We start from the raw sequence: 18,071 nt of genomic DNA, 5'->3' as shown, positions 1-18,071 counted from the left end.
AGCCCCGCCCGCGCCGCCGCGAGCAGACCGTTCAGGCTGCCGCTGGTGCACACGATGCGCCACGGCCGGCCCTGCCGCTCCAGCGCCCGCAGCGCCAGCTCGCGGGTGATGCCCGGCGGCGGATAGACGATCAGCGGCACCGGGCGGTGCGGATCAAGGCGCAGCCCGGGCGCGCCGATCCACACCAGCTCGTCGTGCCACACCAGCTCACCGCGCGGATCCTCCGGCCGCCGCTTGGCCAGCACCAGGTCGAGCCGGCCCGCGGCCAGCTGCTCGTGCAGGGTGCCCGACAGCTCGACCGTCAGCTCCAGATCGACCTCCGGATGCTCGCGGCGGAACCGCTGCAGGATCTCCGGCAGCCGGGTCAGCACGAAGTCCTCCGAGGCGCCGAAGCGGAGCCGGCCGCGCAGCCGGGTGCCGCCGAAGAACTGCGCCGCCTGCTCGTGCACCTCCAGGATCCGGCGCGCGAAGCCGAGCATCGCCTCGCCGTCCTCGGTCAGCTCCACCGAGTGGGTGTCCCGGGTGAACAGCTGCCGCCCGGTCGCGTCCTCCAGCCGCCGCACATGCTGGCTCACCGTCGACTGGCGCAGCCCCAGCCGCCGGGCGGCCTGCGTGAAGCTCAGCGTCTGCGCCACGGAGAGGAAGGTGCGCAGGTGGATCGGGTCGTACACGAGCGCCAGGCTACGCCTGCTCATCGGGGAACGTGATGACAGTGAGAGCGGTGTACGGGTTTCCCGATCGCCCGCTCGGCGATCACCATGGGGGCTGTGACACGCCTGCGCCTGCCGAGCCGGATACGGACTCTGCCGAGCCGGATACCCCTCGACCCGTACGTCCTGCTCCTGCTCGCCACGGTCGGTCTCGCCGCGCTGCTCCCGGCCCGCGGCACCGGTGCCGAGCTCGCCTCCGGTGCCTCCACCGCCGCCGTCGCCCTGCTGTTCTTCCTCTACGGCGCCCGGCTCTCCACCCGCGAGGCGCTCGACGGGCTGAAGCACTGGCGGCTCCACGTCACGGTGCTGGCCTGCACCTTCGTCGTCTTCCCGCTGCTGGGACTGGCCGCCCGGGGGTTCGTCCCGGTGCTGCTGACCGACCCCCTCTACCAGGGCCTGCTGTTCCTCACCCTGGTGCCGTCCACCATCCAGTCGTCGATCGCCTTCACCTCGATCGCCCGCGGCAATGTGCCCGCGGCGATCTGCGCGGGCTCCTTCTCCTCGCTCGCCGGCATCGTCCTCACCCCGCTGCTCGCGGCGGCGCTGCTCGGCGGCAGCGGGGCGGGGTTCTCGGCCGACTCGGTCGTCAGGATCGTCGCGCAGCTGCTGGTGCCGTTCCTCGCCGGGCAGCTGCTGCGGCGCTGGATCGGCTCCCTCGTCGCCCGGCACCGCAAGGCGCTGGGGCTGGTCGACCGGGGCTCGATCCTGCTGGTCGTCTACACCGCGTTCAGCGCGGGCATGGTCCAGGGCATCTGGCACCGGGTGAGCGCGGCCCGGCTCGGTGCCCTGCTCGCCGTCGAGGCGGTGCTGCTGGCGGTGATGCTGCTGCTGAGCTGGTACGGCGCGAAGGCGCTCGGCTTCGGGCGCGCGGACCGCATCGCGATCCAGTTCGCGGGCTCCAAGAAGTCGCTGGCCGCCGGGCTGCCCATGGCGAGCGTGCTGTTCGGGGCGCAGGCCTCGATGGCGGTGCTGCCGCTGATGCTCTTCCACCAGATGCAGCTGATGGTGTGCGCGGTGATCGCGAAACGCCGCTCGCGCGACGCGGGGCCCGTGCACGCGGGGCCGGTCACCGAGCCTGTCGCCGGGCCGGTCACCGATCGGGGCCGAGCCGGATCGTCACGAACCGGGGCCGGTACAGCGACACGTTCCGGCTGAGCATCACCGCCGCGCCGGCCGACTCCAGCCAGTTCACGTCGTAGCTGAGGACCACGCGCCCGTCGTCGCTGAGCTCGGGGTGCGTCTGCGGGTTGTAGGCGGCGGTGCCGCCCTGCGGCAGCGCGGGGGTGAACTCGGCGGTCGGCCCGTGCCACGGCCCGGTCGGCGAGCAGGACCAGTACGACGCCACCGTGGTCAGCCCCTTCGCTCCCGCGGCCATGGTGAACAGCACGTACGTGCCGTCCTGGCGCACCACCGAGAAGGCGCTGCCCACACCGGTGCGCCGCCCGTCGCCGAGCACCGGGCGCGGACGGGCGCGGGTCTGCCACCCCGATCCGTTCCAGTACTCCCAGGCGCCGGGGTCGCCGAGGGCGCCCTCCGGGACGCGGGCCACGTACGCGTGCGAGGCGGGCCGGGCCGCCGGTCTGCCGTCGTCGCCGCCGAAGACGTACGTCCAGCCGTCCTCCTCGACGAGGGTGGTGCCGAACAGCACGCGCCGGGAGAGGTCGGTCTCCTGCTCCTGGCCGAGCACCTTCGCGATCGACTCCACGCGCAGGTCCGGCAGGGAGAGGGTGGCGACCTCGGTGGCGGTGGGCACGCCGTAGACCCACGGCGCCTGTCCTGCCGTACGCACCCACAGCAGGACCCGGACGACCTGCTCGGCGGAGCCGGGGGAGCGGGGCTCGACGCGGGCGGCGACCGGCCAGCGCCACTGGTTCGGCGCCGGGTCGGGGAACAGCGGGGCGGGCAGGGTGCCCTCCAGGCGGCCGTCGCGCATCAGCACGGCCGAGTTGCGCACGAGCGGGGCGGTGGTGTCCCGCCAGGCGTACGCCTCCCCGACGGGATTGGGCGGGCGGTGCACCCGGCCCAGGTAGGTGTCCGAGAACAGCCACAGCAGCCGGCCGTCGGGCAGCCGCACGGAGTGGGTGCCGTCGCCGCCGGTCCAGTCGTCGGCGCGTGCGTCGTCGTCGCCGTAGCGGGCGAACTCACCGGTGAGGGCGTCGTCGGCGGCCCAGGAGGCGACGGTGCGCGGCGCGCAGTCACCGGCCCCCCGCCGCCGGTCGTCGTCCCCCGGCAGGCCGTCGAGCAGCACGGCACCGAGGACCAGGGCCAGCACCAGCCCGATCCCGGCCCCCGTCCGCCGCCGTACGCGCACCACGTCATCGGACACGCTCCGCGACGTTAGTGCCCGATACGGCCGTGGTCCATGGGGCGTTGAGTCCGGGGACTCCCCGTAGTGGTCAGCCCTGGGCGGCGGCCGTCGGGTGCAGGGCGACGCGGTGTTCGCCCGCGTAGATGTTCATGGAGGTGCCGCGCAGGAAGCCCACCAGGGTCAGGCCCGTCTCCGCGGCCAGGTCGACGGCCAGGGACGACGGGGCCGAGACGGCGGCCAGGACGGGGATGCCCGCCATCACCGCCTTCTGCGCCAGCTCGAAGGAGGCCCGCCCGGAGACCATCAGGACCGTGCGTGACAGCGGCAGGCCGCCCGACTGCAGCGCGCGGCCGATCAGCTTGTCGACCGCGTTGTGCCGGCCCACGTCCTCCCGTACGTCCAGCAGCTCGCCGTCCTCGGCGAAGAGGGCCGCCGCGTGGAGACCACCGGTCCGGTCGAAGACGCGCTGGGACGCGCGCAGCCGGTCGGGCAGGCCGGACAGCAGCTCGGGGGTCAGACGGAGCGGGGGCGTGTCGGCGATCGGCCAGCGGGCCGTCGTACGGACCGCGTCCAGGCTCGCCTTGCCGCACAGACCGCAGGAGGACGTGGTGTAGACGTTGCGTTCCAGGGTGAGGTCGGGGATCGCCACGCCCGGGGCGGTCTGCACGTCGACCACGTTGTATGTGTTCGTGCCGTCGGCCGTCGCGCCCGCGCAGTACACGATGTTCCGCAGCTCGGACGCCTCCGCCAGCACGCCCTCGCTGACCAGGAAACCGGCGGCCAGCGCGAAGTCGTCGCCCGGCGTGCGCATGGTGACCGCCAGCGGCCGGCCGTTCAGCCGGATCTCCAGGGGCTCCTCGGCGACGAGCGTGTCCGGACGGCCGGAGACCACCCCGTCCCGGACCCGGATCACCTTACGTCGTTCCGTCACTCGTCCCATGCAGCTCATTGTCCCCGAGCGGACCTGAGGGAAGCCGACAAGCAAGGCACCCGATTCCTGTCGCTTCACCTGCCCTCGTACCCGTGAGTCACTGATCAGACTGGTGCATCCCGCTACCGACCCACGAGGGGGACCATCCATGATCGGCTCGCGCATCGCCGCCGTCGGCCACTACCAGCCCGCCCGGGTCCTCACCAACGAGGAGCTCGCGGGCCTGGTCGACACCAGCGACGCGTGGATCACGAGCCGCGTGGGCATCCGCACCCGCCACATCGCCGGCCCCGACGAGCCGGTCGACGAACTGGCCGCGCACGCCGCCGCCAAGGCGCTGGCGGCGGCCGGCCGCACCCCCGCCGACATCGACCTCGTCGTGGTCGCCACCTCCACGGCGATCGACCGCTCGCCCAACATGGCCGCCCGCGTCGCGGCCCGCCTCGGCATCCCCGGGCCCGCCGCGCTCGACGTGAACGTGGTGTGCGCGGGCTTCACCCACGCCCTGGCGACCGCGGACCACGCCGTGCGGGCCGGTGCGGCGCACCGCGCGCTGGTGGTCGGCGCCGACAAGATGTCCGACGTGACGGACTGGACCGACCGCACCACCTGCGTGCTGGTCGGCGACGGCGCGGGCGCCGCCGTAGTGGAGGCCGCCGAGGAGGCGGGCATCGGGCCCGTGCTGTGGGGTTCGGTGCCCGAGATGGGGCACGCGGTGCGGATCGAGGGCACGCCGCCGCGGTTCGCACAGGAGGGACAGAGCGTCTACCGCTGGGCCACCACCCGGCTGCCGTCCATCGCCCGTCAGGCCTGCGAGAAGGCCGGGCTGGCCCCGGAGGAGCTCGCCGGGGTGGTGCTGCACCAGGCGAACCTGCGGATCATCGAACCGCTCGCGGCCAAGCTGGGCGCGGTCAACGCCGTCGTCGCCCGCGATGTCACCGACTCCGGCAACACCTCGGCCGCGTCCGTCCCGCTCGCCTTCTCCAAGCTGGTCGAGCGCGGTGAACTGTCGAGCGGCGACCCGGTGCTGCTGTTCGGCTTCGGCGGCAACCTGTCGTACGCGGGGCAGGTCGTGCGCTGCCCCTGAGCCCGGCAAGGGCCCGAAACGCGCGGGGTCAGGAGCGCCGGGCCCGGTCTTTGTCCTGTGAGTGGAAAAAGTCGGGGGCAATTCCTGCGAGACTTCTTCCCACCCCGGGCAGCCGCTGCTACGTTCCCTCCGAAAGCAAGCGCCACGCAGGTGGCCGGAACCCGGCGTACACAGGCCGATCGAGGCGGGGAGGGGCTCGTGAGACGAATGACGGCGCGACCCGCGAACGCCCATCAGGCCCGCCTGCTGAAGCTGTTGCGCGACGGCGGCCCCAACTCCCGTGCCCAGCTGGGCGACCAGGTCGACCTCTCCCGGTCGAAACTGGCCGTGGAGGTGGACCGGCTGCTGGAGACGGAACTGGTCGTGGCCGACGGACTCGCCGCCTCGCGCGGCGGCCGGCGGTCCCACAACATCCGCCTCAACCCGCACCTGCGGTTCCTCGGCGTCGACATCGGCGCGACCTCGGTCGACGTCGCCGTCACCAACGCCGAACTGGAGATCCTCGGCCACATCAACCAGCCCATGGACGTCCGCGAGGGACCGGTCGCGGTCTTCGAGCAGGTGCTGTCCATGGCCGCCAAGCTCAAGGCCTCGGGGCTCGCGGAGGGGTTCGACGGCGCCGGCATCGGCGTCCCAGGACCGGTCCGCTTCCCCGAGGGCATCCCGGTGGCCCCGCCGATCATGCCCGGCTGGGACGGCTTCCCCGTGCGGGAGGCGCTCAGCCAGGACCTCGGCTGCCCGGTGATGGTCGACAACGACGTGAACCTGATGGCGATGGGGGAGCAGCACGCGGGCGTCGCCCGCAGCGTCGCCGACTTCCTCTGCGTCAAGATCGGCACCGGCATCGGCTGCGGCATCGTCGTCGGCGGTGAGGTCTACCGCGGTACGACGGGCAGCGCCGGCGACATCGGGCACATCCAGGCCGTGCCCGACGGCCGCCCCTGCGCCTGCGGCAACCGGGGCTGCCTGGAGGCCCACTTCTCCGGCGCGGCACTCGCCCGGGACGCGACGGAGGCCGCCCAGCAGGGCATCTCGGCCGAACTCGCCTCACGGCTGGAGTCGAACGAGGGCCTCACCGCCGCCGACGTCGCCGCCGCGGCCGCCGCGGGCGACGCCACCGCCCTCGACCTGATCCGCGAGGGCGGGAACCGCACCGGCCAGGTCATCGCCGGCCTGGTCAGCTTCTTCAACCCCGGTCTCGTGGTGATCGGGGGCGGGGTGACCGGCCTCGGCCACACCCTGCTCGCCGCGATCCGCACCCAGGTCTACCGCCAGTCGCTGCCGCTGGCGACCGGCAACCTGCCCATCGTCCTCGGTGAACTGGGCCCCACCGCCGGCGTCATCGGCGCGGCCCGGCTCATCAGCGACCACCTGTTCTCCCCCGCGTAAGCGGGCCCGCAGCACCGCCAGTACCGCGCCCCACGCAGCACCACCGCAGTACCGCGTATCCACCACACCACCTCTGTCGCTCCACCCTGCCCTGACAACGTTGGCCCGAGCCCGCCCTGACACCGGCCCGCACGTCCGCCGAGGGGAAGTCCTGATGGCACCCGAACCACCGCTGCTCAGCATGTCCGGCATCACCAAGTCGTTCCCCGGAGTCCGGGCCCTGGACGGCGTCGACCTCGACGTCCAGGCCGGCGAGGTGCACTGCCTGCTCGGCCAGAACGGCGCCGGCAAGTCCACCCTGATCAAGGTGCTGGCCGGCGCCCACCAGCCCGACACCGGCACCATCCGCTGGCGCGGCGAGGAGGTCACGCTGCGCTCCCCGATCGCCGCCATGCGCCTCGGCATCGCCACCATCTACCAGGAACTCGACCTGGTGGAGCACATGTCGGTCGCCGAGAACGTCCACCTCGGCCACGAACCCACCACCGCCGGCTTCGTCGTCCGCGGCCGGACCGCCAGGGAGTCCACGGCGCAGCTGCTCAAGCGGCTCGGGCACCCGGAGATCGATCCGGCCCGGCTGGTGGGGGAGTTGTCGGCGGCGCAGCAGCAGATCGTGTCGATGGCGCGGGCGCTGTCCCACGACGTACGGCTGATCGTGATGGACGAGCCGTCCGCCGCCCTCGACCCGGACGAGGTCGACAACCTCTTCCGCATCGTCGGCGACCTCACCGCCGGCGGGGTCGCCGTCGTCTACATCTCGCACCGGCTGGAGGAGATCCGCCGCATCGGCGACCGGGTGACGGTCCTCAAGGACGGCCGGGCGGTGGCCGTCGGGCTGCCCGCCAAGTCGACGCCGACCCGCGAGGTCGTCGCGCTGATGACCGGCCGCAATGTCGAGTACGTCTTCCCCGAGCGGCCCGCCTCCGTCCCCGAGGCCGCCCCCGTGCTCACCGTCGAAGGGCTCTCCCGGCAGGGCGAGTTCGAGCCGCTGGACCTCCAGGTGCGGCCCGGGGAGATCGTCGGCCTCGCCGGACTGGTCGGCTCCGGGCGCTCGGAGATCCTGGAGACGATCTACGGCGCCCGGAAGCCCGACATCGGGCGCGTCCTCGTCGACGGCAAGCCCCTGCGGCCCGGCAGCGTCCGCGCCGCCGTGCGCGCAGGCGTCGGGCTCGCCCCCGAGGAACGCAAGGCGCAGGCACTGCTGATGCTGGAGTCCGTCACCCGCAATGTGTCGGTCTCCTCCATGTCCCGCTTCTCCCGCGCCGGCTGGATCGACCGAGGCGCCGAGTTCGGGGCGGCCCGCGCGGCGGTACGCGAGCTGTCCCTGCGCCCCGACAACCCGAACGTGCCCGTGCGCACCCTGTCCGGCGGCAACCAGCAGAAAGCCGTGCTCGCGCGCTGGCTGCTGCGCGGCTGCAAGGTGCTGCTGCTCGACGAACCCACCCGCGGCGTCGACGTCGGCGCCCGCGCCGAACTGTACGCGGTGGTCCGCCGACTGGCCGACGAGGGCCTCGCCGTGCTGCTGGTCTCCAGCGAGGTCCCCGAGGTCCTCGGCCTCGCCGACCGCGTCCTGGTGCTGCGCGAGGGCCACGTCGTGCACACCGCCCCCGCCCGCGAACTCGACGAACACCGTGTACTCGACCTGGTCATGGAAGGAAGCCCGGCGTCATGACGCAGCCCGTCTCCCCGCCGCGGGACAGCACCCCCAAGGTGCCGTCGGCCGGCGAAACGCCCGCCTGGCGCGCCGTGTTGTTCCGCGCCGACGTCCGCACCCTGTCGCTCCTCGGCGTGCTCGCCGTGCTCGTCCTGATCGGCGGCATCACCAAGCCGGACGAGTTCCTCGACACCCGCAATCTGCAACTCGTCCTCACCCAGGCGTCCGTGATCGGTGTCGTCACCGTCGGCATGACCTTCGTCATCACCTCCGGCGGCATCGACCTGTCGGTGGGCGCGATCGTCGCCCTGGCCTCCGTGTGGGCGACCACCGTCGCCACCCAGGAGTACGGGTTCGCCGGCATCCTCTTCACGGCCGTCCTGGTCGGCATGGGCTGCGGCCTGGTCAACGGGGTGCTCATCGCGTACGGCGGGCTGGTCCCGTTCATCGCCACCCTCGCCATGCTCGCCTCCGCCCGCGGTCTCGCCCTGCAGATCACCGACGGACGCACCCAGATCGTCACCGTGCCCGGCGTCCTCGACCTCGGGGAGCGCGACGCCTACGTGCTCGGCATCCCGCCGCTGGTGCTGGTGTTCGCCGCGGTCACCGTCATCGGCTGGCTGGTGCTCAACCGGACCACCTTCGGACGCCGCACCGTCGCCGTCGGCGGCAACCCGGAGGCCGCCCGCCTCGCCGGCATCGACGTACGCCGCCAGCGGCTCTACCTCTACTTGCTGTCCGGGCTGTGCTGCGGCATCGCGGCCTTCCTGCTGATCGTCCTCTCCGGCTCCGGTCAGAACACCAACGGCAACCTCTACGAACTCGACGCCATCGCCGCCGCGATCATCGGCGGCACCCTGCTCACCGGGGGCCGCGGCACCATCGTCGGCTCGGTCCTCGGCGTCCTGATCTTCATCACCATCCAGAACATCTTCGCCCTGAACAACCTGCAGACCGACGTCCAGCAGATCGCCAAGGGCGCGATCATCGTCGCCGCCGTGCTGGTCCAGCGCCGTACCGCGAGCACTCCCTGAGGAAAGGGTTCACCGCCATGCCAGAGCACATGCCTTTCGCGAGCCGCAGAGGGCTTCTCTTCGGAGCCGCCGCCGTGTCCGCCGGTGCCTTCCTCACCGGGTGCACCAGCAACGAGCCCAGCGACAAGGACGAACCGGCCGCGAACGACCAGCCCGCCGCCGACGACAAGCCCGGCAAGCAGGTCACCATCGGCTTCGCCGGACCGCAGGCGGACCACGGCTGGCTCAACGCCATCAACGACAACGCCAAGAAGCGCGCCGAGAAGTACTCGGACGTCACCCTGGAGATCACCGAGGGCTCCAACGACACCGCCCAGCAGATCGGCCAGATCGAGACCCTCATCAACAAGAAGGTCGACGTCCTGGTGATCCTGCCGGCCGACGGCAAGGCGCTCACCCAGGTCGGTCTGAAGGCGATGCGGGCCGGGATCCCCGTGGTCAACCTCGATCGCATCTTCAACACCCCGCAGGCCTACCGCTGCTGGATCGGCGGCGACAACTACGGCATGGGCCTGAACGCCGGGCACTACATCGGCGAGAAGCTCAAGGGCAAGTCGAACGCCCGTGTCGTCGAACTCGCGGGCCTGGACAACCTGGAGCTGACCAAGCAGCGCACCCAGGGCTTCGACGACGCGCTGAAGAACTACCCGAACATCAAGAAGGTGGCCCGCCAGGCCGCCGAGTTCACCGTGGAGTCCGGGCAGGCCAAGATGGCCCAGCTGCTGCAGGCGCAGTCCAAGTTCGACGCGCTGTGGAACCACGACGACGACCAGGGCGTGGGCGCGCTGCGCGCCATCGAGCAGGCCGGCCGGGATGACTTCCTGATGGTCGGCGGGGCGGGCGCGCTCTCCGCCTTCCAGGCCATCAAGGCCGACAGCGGCGTGCTGAAGGCGACCGTCCTGTACCCGCCGACGATGGCCGCCTCCGCGATCGACCTGGCCCGCGCCCTCGGGCAGAGCAAGGGCGTCAGCGGTCTCGCCGAGTTCGAGATCCCGGCGTCGCTCACCCTGTACTCGGCCGTCGTCGACAAGGAGAACGTGGACCAGTACATGTCCACCGGTTTCAAGTAGGGAGCCCCCGGCCCCCGCCCCGGCCCCGGCCCACGGGCCTGACCAGTCCACCGGGCGGGGCCCGGCCCGCAGGGGCGGGGCTCACCAGGGGGCCGGCTCACCGAGGGGGCGGGGCTCACGCCCCGCCCGACACGACGACGAGGAGGACATCCGCATGCCACAGCCGCAAGCGTCAGAAGGGGCGGACACGGGGAAGCCACCGCTGCGCGTCGGCATGGTCGGCTACGCCTTCATGGGCGCCGCCCACTCCCAGGGGTGGCGCACCGCCGGCCGCGTCTTCGACCTGCCGCTGAGCCCCGAACTGGCCGTGATCTGCGGCCGGAACGCCGACGCCGTGCGCGCGGCGGCCGGCCGGCACGGCTGGGCGGCGACCGAGACCGACTGGCGGGCGCTGGTCGAACGGGACGACGTCGACCTCGTCGACATCTGCACCCCGGGCGACAGCCACGCCGAGATCGCGCTGGCCGCCCTCGCCGCCGGCAAGCACGTGCTGTGCGAGAAGCCCCTCGCCAACACCGTCGCCGAGGCGGAGACGATGGCCCGCGCCGCCCAGGAGGCCGCCGGACGCGGCCAGTTGGCGATGGTCGGCTTCAACTACCGCCGGGTGCCCGCGACCGCGCTGGCTCGGCGGATGGTGGCCGAGGGCCGCATCGGCACCCTGCGGCACGTGCGGGTGTCGTACCTTCAGGACTGGCTCGTCGACCCGCAGTTCCCGCTGACCTGGCGGCTGCGCCGCGAGCAGGCGGGCTCCGGGTCGCTCGGCGACCTCGGGGCGCACATCGTCGACCTGGCGCAGTACGTGGCGGGCGAGCACATCGCGGGCGTCTCCGCGCTCACCGAGACGTTCGTGAAGGAACGCCCGCTGCCCACCGCGCCCAGCAGCGGCCTCGCCGCCGTGTCCGCCGCCGGCACCGGGCAGGTCACCGTCGACGACGCCGCCGTGTTCACCGCCCGCTTCACCTCCGGCGCCCTCGCCTCCTTCGAGGCCACCCGCTACGCCACCGGCCGCAAGAACGCCCTGCGCCTGGAGCTCAACGGCGAGCGCGGCTCGCTCGCCTTCGACCTGGAGCGGCTCAACGAGCTGGAGTACCACGACGCCACGGAGCCGGGCACGCACGCCGGCTTCCGCCGCGTCCTGGTCACCGAACCCGACCACCCCTACCTGGAGGCCTGGTGGCCGCCGGGCCACGGACTCGGCTACGAGCACACCTTCGTGCACCAGGCCCGCGACCTGGTCCACTCGGTCGCCGAGGGCCGTACGCCCGAACCCTCCTTCGCCGACGGGCTGCAGGTGCAGCGCGTGCTGGCGGCGGTGGAGGAGAGCGCCGAGAAGAACTCCGTCTACACACCGATCTCCGCCATCGCCGCCTGAGGAGGACGGAACCCGAGATGCCGCGCAACTTCACGCTCTTTACCGGCCAGTGGGCCGACCTGCCGCTCGAGGAGGTCTGCCGGCTCGCCCGCGACTTCGGCTACGACGGCCTCGAACTCGCCTGCTGGGGCGACCACTTCGAGGTCGACAAGGCCCTCGCCGACCCCGGCTACGTCGACTCCCGCCACCAGCTCCTCGACAAGTACGGCCTGAAATGCTGGGCCGTGTCCAACCATCTGGTCGGCCAGGCGGTGTGCGACGCCATCATCGACGAGCGCCACCAGGCCATCCTGCCCGCCGACGTGTGGGGCGACGGCGACCCGGAGGGCGTGCGGCAGCGGGCCGCGGCCCGGATGAAGGACACCGCCCGCGCGGCCGCCCGCTTCGGCGTCGACACCGTCATCGGCTTCACCGGCTCCGCCATCTGGCACCTGGTCGCCATGTTCCCGCCCGCGCCCGAGTCCATGATCGAGCGCGGCTACGAGGACTTCGCGACCCGCTGGAACCCGATCCTGGACGTCTTCGACGCCGAGGGCGTGCGCTTCGCCCACGAGGTGCACCCGAGCGAGATCGCCTACGACTACTGGACCACCCAGCGGGCCCTGGGGGCCGTCGACCACCGCCCCGCCTTCGGCCTCAACTTCGACCCTTCGCACTTCGTGTGGCAGGACCTCGACCCGGTCGGCTTCCTGTGGGACTTCCGCGACCGGATCTACCACGTGGACTGCAAGGAGGCCCGCAAGCGGCTCGACGGGCGCAACGGCCGCCTCGGCTCCCACCTGCCCTGGGGCGACCCGCGGCGCGGCTGGGACTTCGTCTCCGCCGGGCACGGCGACGTCCCCTGGGAGGACGTCTTCCGCATGCTGCGCTCCATCGGCTACCAGGGGCCGATCTCCGTGGAGTGGGAGGACGCCGGCATGGACCGCCTCCAGGGCGCCCCGGAGGCGCTGACCCGTCTGAAGGCGTACGACTTCGAGCCGCCGTCGGCCTCCTTCGACGCCGCGTTCAACAGCTGAGCGGCGGGCCGGGATTCGGGGGCGGATTTCGGGGGCCGGGATGTCCGCCGGTCCCCGGTCCGGCCTGCCCTGACGCCCTCTTTGTCCTGCGATGGGAAAAAGTTCAACTGATTCTGTTGTATGGGGTGTCGGCCCCGAACGAACGCGGCTACCGTCCTTGAGGTGTCCAGGACACTCCCGCCTCCGGGGTGACGGCGCACCCCGGCGCCCACATCGCACCGCATCTCTACGCACCGCTCCCGTACGGCCCATCCCGTTCCCGGAGGGACTTCGTGCACAGAAGCAGAGCCGAAGGCACCAGAGCCGCAAGACGCCCCAGACTTCGCACCACCCTCGCCCTGTTCACCGGCCTGATGCTGGCCGTGGGCACCCCGGCGGCCGTCGCCGGAGCCGAGCCGGCCGCGGACGAACCGGCCGCCGCCGAGGGACAGTTCCAGCAGGTCCCCCTCGCCAAGGGCGAGCCCGAAATGGGCGAGCCGATGTCGCTCGCCGTCCTCCCGGACCGCAGCGTCCTGCACACCTCGCGCGACGGCACCCTGCGCCTCACCGACCAGGGCGGCGTCACCAAGATCGCCGGCAAGCTCGACGTCTACAGCCACGACGAGGAAGGGCTTCAAGGCGTCGGCATCGACCCCGACTTCGAGAACAACCGGGCGATCTACCTCTACTACGCCCCGCCGCTCGACACCCCCGCGGGCGACGCCCCGGAGACCGGCACCGCCGAGGACTTCAAGAAGTTCGACGGCGTCAACCGCCTCTCCCGCTTCGTGCTGAGGACCAACGGCACGCTGGACCTGGCCAGCGAGAAGAAGGTCCTGGACGTCCCGGCCTCCCGCGGCATCTGCTGCCACGTCGGCGGCGACATCGACTTCGACGCCGAGGGCAACCTCTACCTGTCCACCGGCGACGACACCAACCCCTTCGCGTCCGACGGCTACACGCCGATCGACGACCGCGAGGGCCGCAACCCCGCCTTCGACGCCCGCCGCAGCAGCGGCAACACCAACGACCTGCGCGGCAAGATCCTGCGCATCAAGGTCGCCGAGGACGGCTCCTACACCGTCCCGGACGGCAACCTCTTCGAGCCGGGCACCGACAAGACCCGTCCCGAGATCTACGCGATGGGCTTCCGCAACCCGTTCCGGATGAGCGTCGACGACAAGACCGGCACCGTGTACGTCGGTGACTACGGGCCCGACGCGGGCGCCGCCTCGGCGACGCGCGGCCCGGCAGGCCAGGTCGAGTTCGCCAAGGTGACCGAGCCCGGCAACTTCGGCTGGCCGTTCTGCACCGGCGACAACGACGCGTACCTCGACTACGACTTCGCCACCAAGACCTCCGGAGAGAAGTTCGACTGCGCCGCGCCGAAGAACACCTCGCCGCACAACACCGGCCTCACCGACCTGCCGCCCGCCCAGCCCGCCTGGATCCCCTACGACGGCGGAAGCGTGCCCGAGTTCGGCACCGGCTCCGAGTCCCCGATGGCCGGACCGGTCTACCACTACGACCCGGAACTGGACTCCTCCGTTAAGTTCCCCGAGTCGTACGACGGCGACTTCTTCGCGGGTGAGTTCGGCCGCCGCTGGATCAAGCCGATCTCGCAGAACGAGGACGGCTCGGTCAAGGAGATCAAGACCCTGCCGTGGACCGGCACCCAGATCATGGACATGGAGTTCGGGCCCGACGGCGCCCTCTACGTCCTCGACTACGGCGTGTCCTGGTTCCAGGGCGACGAGCACTCCGCGCTGTACCGGATCGAGAACGCCGAGGACGGCTTCTCCCCGATCGCCGAGGTGAGCGCCGACAAGACCTCCGGAGCGGCCGGCCTCAAGGTCGCCTTCACCGCCACCGCCAAGGACGCCGACTCCCCGGAGCTGACCTACAGCTGGGACTTCGGCGACGGCACCAAGGGCGAGGGCCTCAACCCCACCCACCGCTACAAGAAGGCCGGCACCTACACCGCGACCTTCACCGCCAAGGACCCCGAGGGCAACACCGGCAACGCCAGCGTCCGCATCGTCGTCGGCAACACCGAGCCCAAGGTGAAGATCGAGATTCCGGGCAACGGCAGCCTGGCCGCCTTCGGCGAGCCCGTCCCGTTCAAGGTGACCGTCACCGACCCCGAGGAGACCGTCGACTGCTCCAAGGTCAAGGTCGCCTACAGCCTCGGCCACGACTCCCACGCCCACGAGCTGACCAGTGAGACCGGCTGCGAGGGCACCCTCAAGCCCCCGCCCGGCGACGGCGGCCACGACCCCAACGCCAACATCTACGGCGTCGTCGGCGCCTCGTACACCGACGGCGGGGCCAACGGGCAGGAGGCCCTGACCGGCACCGCCCGCGCCGTGCTCCAGCCGCTGCACCGCCAGGGCGAGCACTTCGGCAAGCAGCAGGGCGTCTCCGTCATCGACAAGACCGGCGCGCACGGCGGCAAGACCGTCGGCGACATCAACGACGGTGACTGGATCTCCTTCAGCCCCTACCGCTTCGACGGGCAGAAGAAGATGACCGTACGGGCCTCCTCCGGCGGCGCGGGCGGCTTCGTCGAACTGCGCACCGGCTCGCCCGACGGCCCGCTGCACGGCTCGGCGCACATCCCGCCCACCGGAAGCTGGGAGACCTTCCAGGACGTCGACGTACCCCTGCGGAGCCTGCCGAACAAGACCACGGAGATCTACCTGGTCTTCAAGGGCGGCGACGGAGCCCTGTACGACGTGGACGACTTCGAGTTCTCCAAGGAGCCCTTCAAGGACGGCAAGAAGGTCCTCGTCTTCTCCAAGACCGCAGGCTTCCGCCACGACTCCATCCCGGCCGGCATCGCCGCGCTGAAGGAACTGGGAGCCCCGGCCGGCATCACCGTCACCGCGACCGAGGAGGCCGGGCAGTTCACCACGGCCAACCTCGCCAAGTACGACGCGGTCGCCTTCCTGTCCACCACCGGTGACGTTCTCAACACCGAACAGCAGAAGGCGTTCGAGAACTACGTCGCGAACGGCGGCGGCTACCTGGGCATCCACGCGGCCGCTGACACCGAGTACGACTGGGAGTTCTACGGCGGTCTCGTCGGCGCCTACTTCGACTCGCACCCGGCCATCCAGAAGGCCACCGTGCGCGTCGAGGACCACGATCACCCGTCCACCGCGCACCTCGGTGACACCTGGGAGCGCACCGACGAGTGGTACAACTACCGCACCAACCCGCGTGAGCAGGCCAAGGTTCTCGCCACCCTCGACGAGACCACCTACTCCGGCGGCACCATGAAGGGCGACCACCCGATCGCCTGGTGCCAGAGCTACGGTGGCGGCCGCTCCTTCTACACCGGCGGCGGCCACACCAAGGAGTCGTACGCAGAGGAGGCCTTCCGCGCCCACCTGCTCGGCGGCATGCAGTACGCCACCGGCCAGATCAAGGCCGACTGCAAGCCGGACAAGGGCTACCGGACGATCTTCAACGGCCAGACCCTGGACGGCTGGAAGCAGGCAGGGCCCGGCAGGTTCGTCGTCAAGGACGGCGGCGTGATGGAGTCCGAGGGCGGCATGGGCCTGCTCTGGTACCAGGCCAAGGAACTCGGCTCCTACTCACTCAAGCTCGACTGGAAGATGGCCGGCGACGACAACTCCGGGATCTTCGTGGGCTTCCCGGCCTCCGACGACCCCTGGTCCGCCGTGAACAAGGGCTACGAGATCCAGATCGACGCGACGGACGCACCCGACCGGACGACCGGCGCGGTCTATTCCTTCAAGTCGGCGAACATCAAGGCCCGTGACCAGGTGCTGCGGCCGCCCGGCCAGTGGAACTCCTACGAGATCAGGGTCCAGGGCGAACGCCTCCAGGTGTTCCTCAACGGAGTCAGGATCAACGACTTCACCAACACGGACCCCGAACGGAGCCTGAAGGACGGCCACATCGGCCTGCAGAACCACGGCGCCGACGACCAGGTCTCCTTCCGCAATATCCAGCTCAAGGAACTGCCCGCCACGGGCGACTAGAACGGCGGCGGGCGGAGGACGCCGGACCTCCGCCCGCCGCCCCGCCGGGCGAAGGACACCGGCCGTCCGGCCGGGGCCTTCGCCCGGCACCCAGCCCGCCGCCTTCCGGCCCTCGCACCCGGTTCGCGTACGACAAGGAGGCTGCCCATGTCCACCGAACCGTCTTCCCCCACCCCTCGTTTCGGCGTCTGGCTCATCGGCGCCCGCGGCTCCGTCGCCACGACCGCGATCGCCGGCTGCGCCGCCGTCGCCGCGGGGCTCCATCCGCCGACCGGCATGGTCACCGAGGCCCCTCCCTTCACCACGTGTGGTCTGCCATCGTTGTCGTCCCTCGTCTTCGGCGGCCACGACACCGTCGACTGCCCGCTGCCCAAACGCGCCGAGCACCTCGCCGCGGGCGGGGTCCTGCCGCACGGCCTGCCCGCCGCCGTGGGCGCCGAACTCGCTGCCGCCGACCGGGAGATCAGGCCGGGCGGCCCGCTGCCCGGGGACACGTCCCGCTCCGACGAGGAGTGGATCGAGGCGTTCGCCGCCGACATCCGCGCCTTCGTGCGCCGGCAGGGCCTCGCGGGCGCCGTCGTCGTGAACGTCGCCTCCACCGAGCCCGCCCCCACCGACGGCACCCTGCCGCCCAGCTCCCTCTACGCGGCGGCCGCCCTGCGCGCCGGCTGCCCCTACGTCAACTTCACCCCCTCCACCGGGCTGCACCACCCCTCGCTGGCCTCCCTCGCCGCGTCGTCCGGCGTCCCGTACGCGGGCCGCGACGGCAAGACCGGCCAGACCCTGCTGCGCTCCGTCCTCGGCCCGATGTTCGCCCAGCGGGCGCTGGCCGTACGCGCCTGGTCCGGCACCAACCTGCTCGGCGGCGGTGACGGCGCCGCCCTCGCCGATCCGGCCGCCGCGGCGGCGAAGAACGCCGGCAAGGAACGCGTCCTCGCCGACACCCTCGGCGCCGCGCCGCAGGGCGAGGTCCACATCGACGACGTGCCCGCGCTCGGCGACTGGAAGACCGCCTGGGACCACATCGCCTTCGACGGCTTCCTCGGCGCCCGCATGGTCCTCCAGACCACCTGGCAGGGCTGCGACTCGGCCCTCGCCGCGCCCCTCGTCCTGGACCTGGCCCGCCTGCTGCTGCGCGCCCGCGAGGCCGGCCTGACCGGACCCCGCCCGGAGCTGGGCTTCTACTTCAAGGACCCGGACGGCGACGCGTCCTCGGCGCTGGGCGAGCAGTACCCCGCGCTCATGGCCTTCGCGACCCGGCTGCGGGACGACGTATGAGCGGCACCGGCGCCTCCCCGCTCCGCGCCTGGGCGGAACTGCTCCGTCTGCCCGCCCTGTTCACCGTCCCCGGAGACGCCCTCGCGGGCGCCGCGGCGATCGGCGCCCGCCCCGGCCGCGGCACCCTCCTCGCCCTCGGCTCCTCCCTGTGCCTGTACGAGGCCGGCATGGCCCTCAACGACTGGGCGGACCGAGCCGAGGACGCGCAGGACCGCCCCCACCGCCCGATCCCG

13 protein-coding genes and 1 pseudogene are annotated in these 18,071 nt (G+C 72.0%); 11 read left to right on the top strand and 3 right to left on the bottom strand.

From position 1 onward, the window contains the following. Nucleotides 1-671 (bottom strand): LysR family transcriptional regulator (locus N4P33_RS20140; protein ID WP_260828038.1); only part of this gene is annotated, 671 nt, incomplete at its 3' end. An 87-nt stretch (nt 672-758) separates the two neighbouring features. On the opposite strand from N4P33_RS20140, the gene N4P33_RS20135 reads away from it, so the two are divergent. After that, nucleotides 759-1,865, top strand: coding sequence for a bile acid:sodium symporter family protein (locus N4P33_RS20135; RefSeq protein WP_399029801.1), 1,107 nt, complete (start codon nt 759-761; stop codon nt 1,863-1,865). Here N4P33_RS20135 and N4P33_RS20130 read toward each other — a convergent pair. Both N4P33_RS20130 and fdhD read right to left on the bottom strand, forming a co-directional pair. Further along, a complete protein-coding gene (locus tag N4P33_RS20130; RefSeq protein WP_260828035.1) occupies nt 1,801-3,036 on the bottom strand; it encodes a DUF4185 domain-containing protein in 1,236 nt (411 codons plus the stop codon). The genes N4P33_RS20135 and N4P33_RS20130 overlap by 65 nt on opposite strands. A gap of 70 nt (nt 3,037-3,106) precedes the next feature. Then, a complete protein-coding gene (gene fdhD / locus N4P33_RS20125; protein WP_260828034.1) occupies nt 3,107-3,958 on the bottom strand; it encodes a formate dehydrogenase accessory sulfurtransferase FdhD in 852 nt (283 codons plus the stop codon). A 139-nt stretch (nt 3,959-4,097) separates the two neighbouring features. On the opposite strand from fdhD, the gene N4P33_RS20120 reads away from it, so the two are divergent. The 10 genes and pseudogenes from N4P33_RS20120 to N4P33_RS20075 form a co-directional block, all read left to right on the top strand. Further along, the gene (locus N4P33_RS20120) at nt 4,098-5,036 is read left to right on the top strand and encodes a beta-ketoacyl-ACP synthase III (protein WP_260828033.1); all 939 of its coding nucleotides are present in this window, start codon (nt 4,098-4,100) and stop codon (nt 5,034-5,036) included. Between the two features lie 207 nt (nt 5,037-5,243). Beyond that, nucleotides 5,244-6,425, top strand: a complete 1,182-nt coding sequence (locus N4P33_RS20115) for an ROK family protein (RefSeq protein ID WP_260828036.1) — start codon at nt 5,244-5,246, stop codon at nt 6,423-6,425. Nucleotides 6,426-6,579: 154 nt separating this feature from the next. Then, nucleotides 6,580-8,097 carry a sugar ABC transporter ATP-binding protein gene (locus N4P33_RS20110; RefSeq protein WP_260828032.1) on the top strand — a complete coding sequence of 506 codons (1,518 nt, stop codon included), beginning with the start codon at nt 6,580-6,582 and terminating at the stop codon, nt 8,095-8,097. After that, a complete protein-coding gene (locus N4P33_RS20105) occupies nt 8,094-9,113 on the top strand; it encodes an ABC transporter permease (protein WP_260828031.1) in 1,020 nt (339 codons plus the stop codon). The genes N4P33_RS20110 and N4P33_RS20105 overlap by 4 nt, the downstream gene beginning before the upstream one ends. 17 nt (nt 9,114-9,130) lie before the next feature. Further along, on the top strand, nt 9,131-10,183 hold the full coding sequence (locus tag N4P33_RS20100) for a substrate-binding domain-containing protein (protein WP_260828030.1): 1,053 nt from the start codon (nt 9,131-9,133) through the stop codon (nt 10,181-10,183). Between the two features lie 154 nt (nt 10,184-10,337). Beyond that, on the top strand, nt 10,338-11,555 hold the full coding sequence (locus N4P33_RS20095) for a Gfo/Idh/MocA family protein (protein WP_260828029.1): 1,218 nt from the start codon (nt 10,338-10,340) through the stop codon (nt 11,553-11,555). Nucleotides 11,556-11,572: 17 nt separating this feature from the next. Further along, nucleotides 11,573-12,571 carry a sugar phosphate isomerase/epimerase gene (locus N4P33_RS20090; RefSeq protein ID WP_260828028.1) on the top strand — a complete coding sequence of 333 codons (999 nt, stop codon included), beginning with the start codon at nt 11,573-11,575 and terminating at the stop codon, nt 12,569-12,571. 353 nt (nt 12,572-12,924) lie between these two features. Continuing rightward, the gene (locus N4P33_RS20085; RefSeq protein ID WP_399029803.1) at nt 12,925-16,560 is read left to right on the top strand and encodes a ThuA domain-containing protein; all 3,636 of its coding nucleotides are present in this window, start codon (nt 12,925-12,927) and stop codon (nt 16,558-16,560) included. Nucleotides 16,561-16,707: 147 nt separating this feature from the next. Further along, nucleotides 16,708-17,838 (top strand): inositol-3-phosphate synthase, encoded by a 1,131-nt coding sequence (locus tag N4P33_RS20080; protein ID WP_260828026.1) that lies wholly within the window; start codon nt 16,708-16,710, stop codon nt 17,836-17,838. After that, nucleotides 17,835-18,071, top strand: a pseudogene (locus N4P33_RS20075) (prenyltransferase); the annotation flags it as partial. The gene N4P33_RS20080 and the pseudogene N4P33_RS20075, both read left to right, overlap by 4 nt.

This window comes from Streptomyces sp. 15-116A (assembly GCF_025290915.1).
Classification (GTDB): Bacteria; Actinomycetota; Actinomycetes; order Streptomycetales; family Streptomycetaceae; genus Streptomyces.
This window is presented reverse-complemented; position numbering and strand designations above follow the sequence as displayed.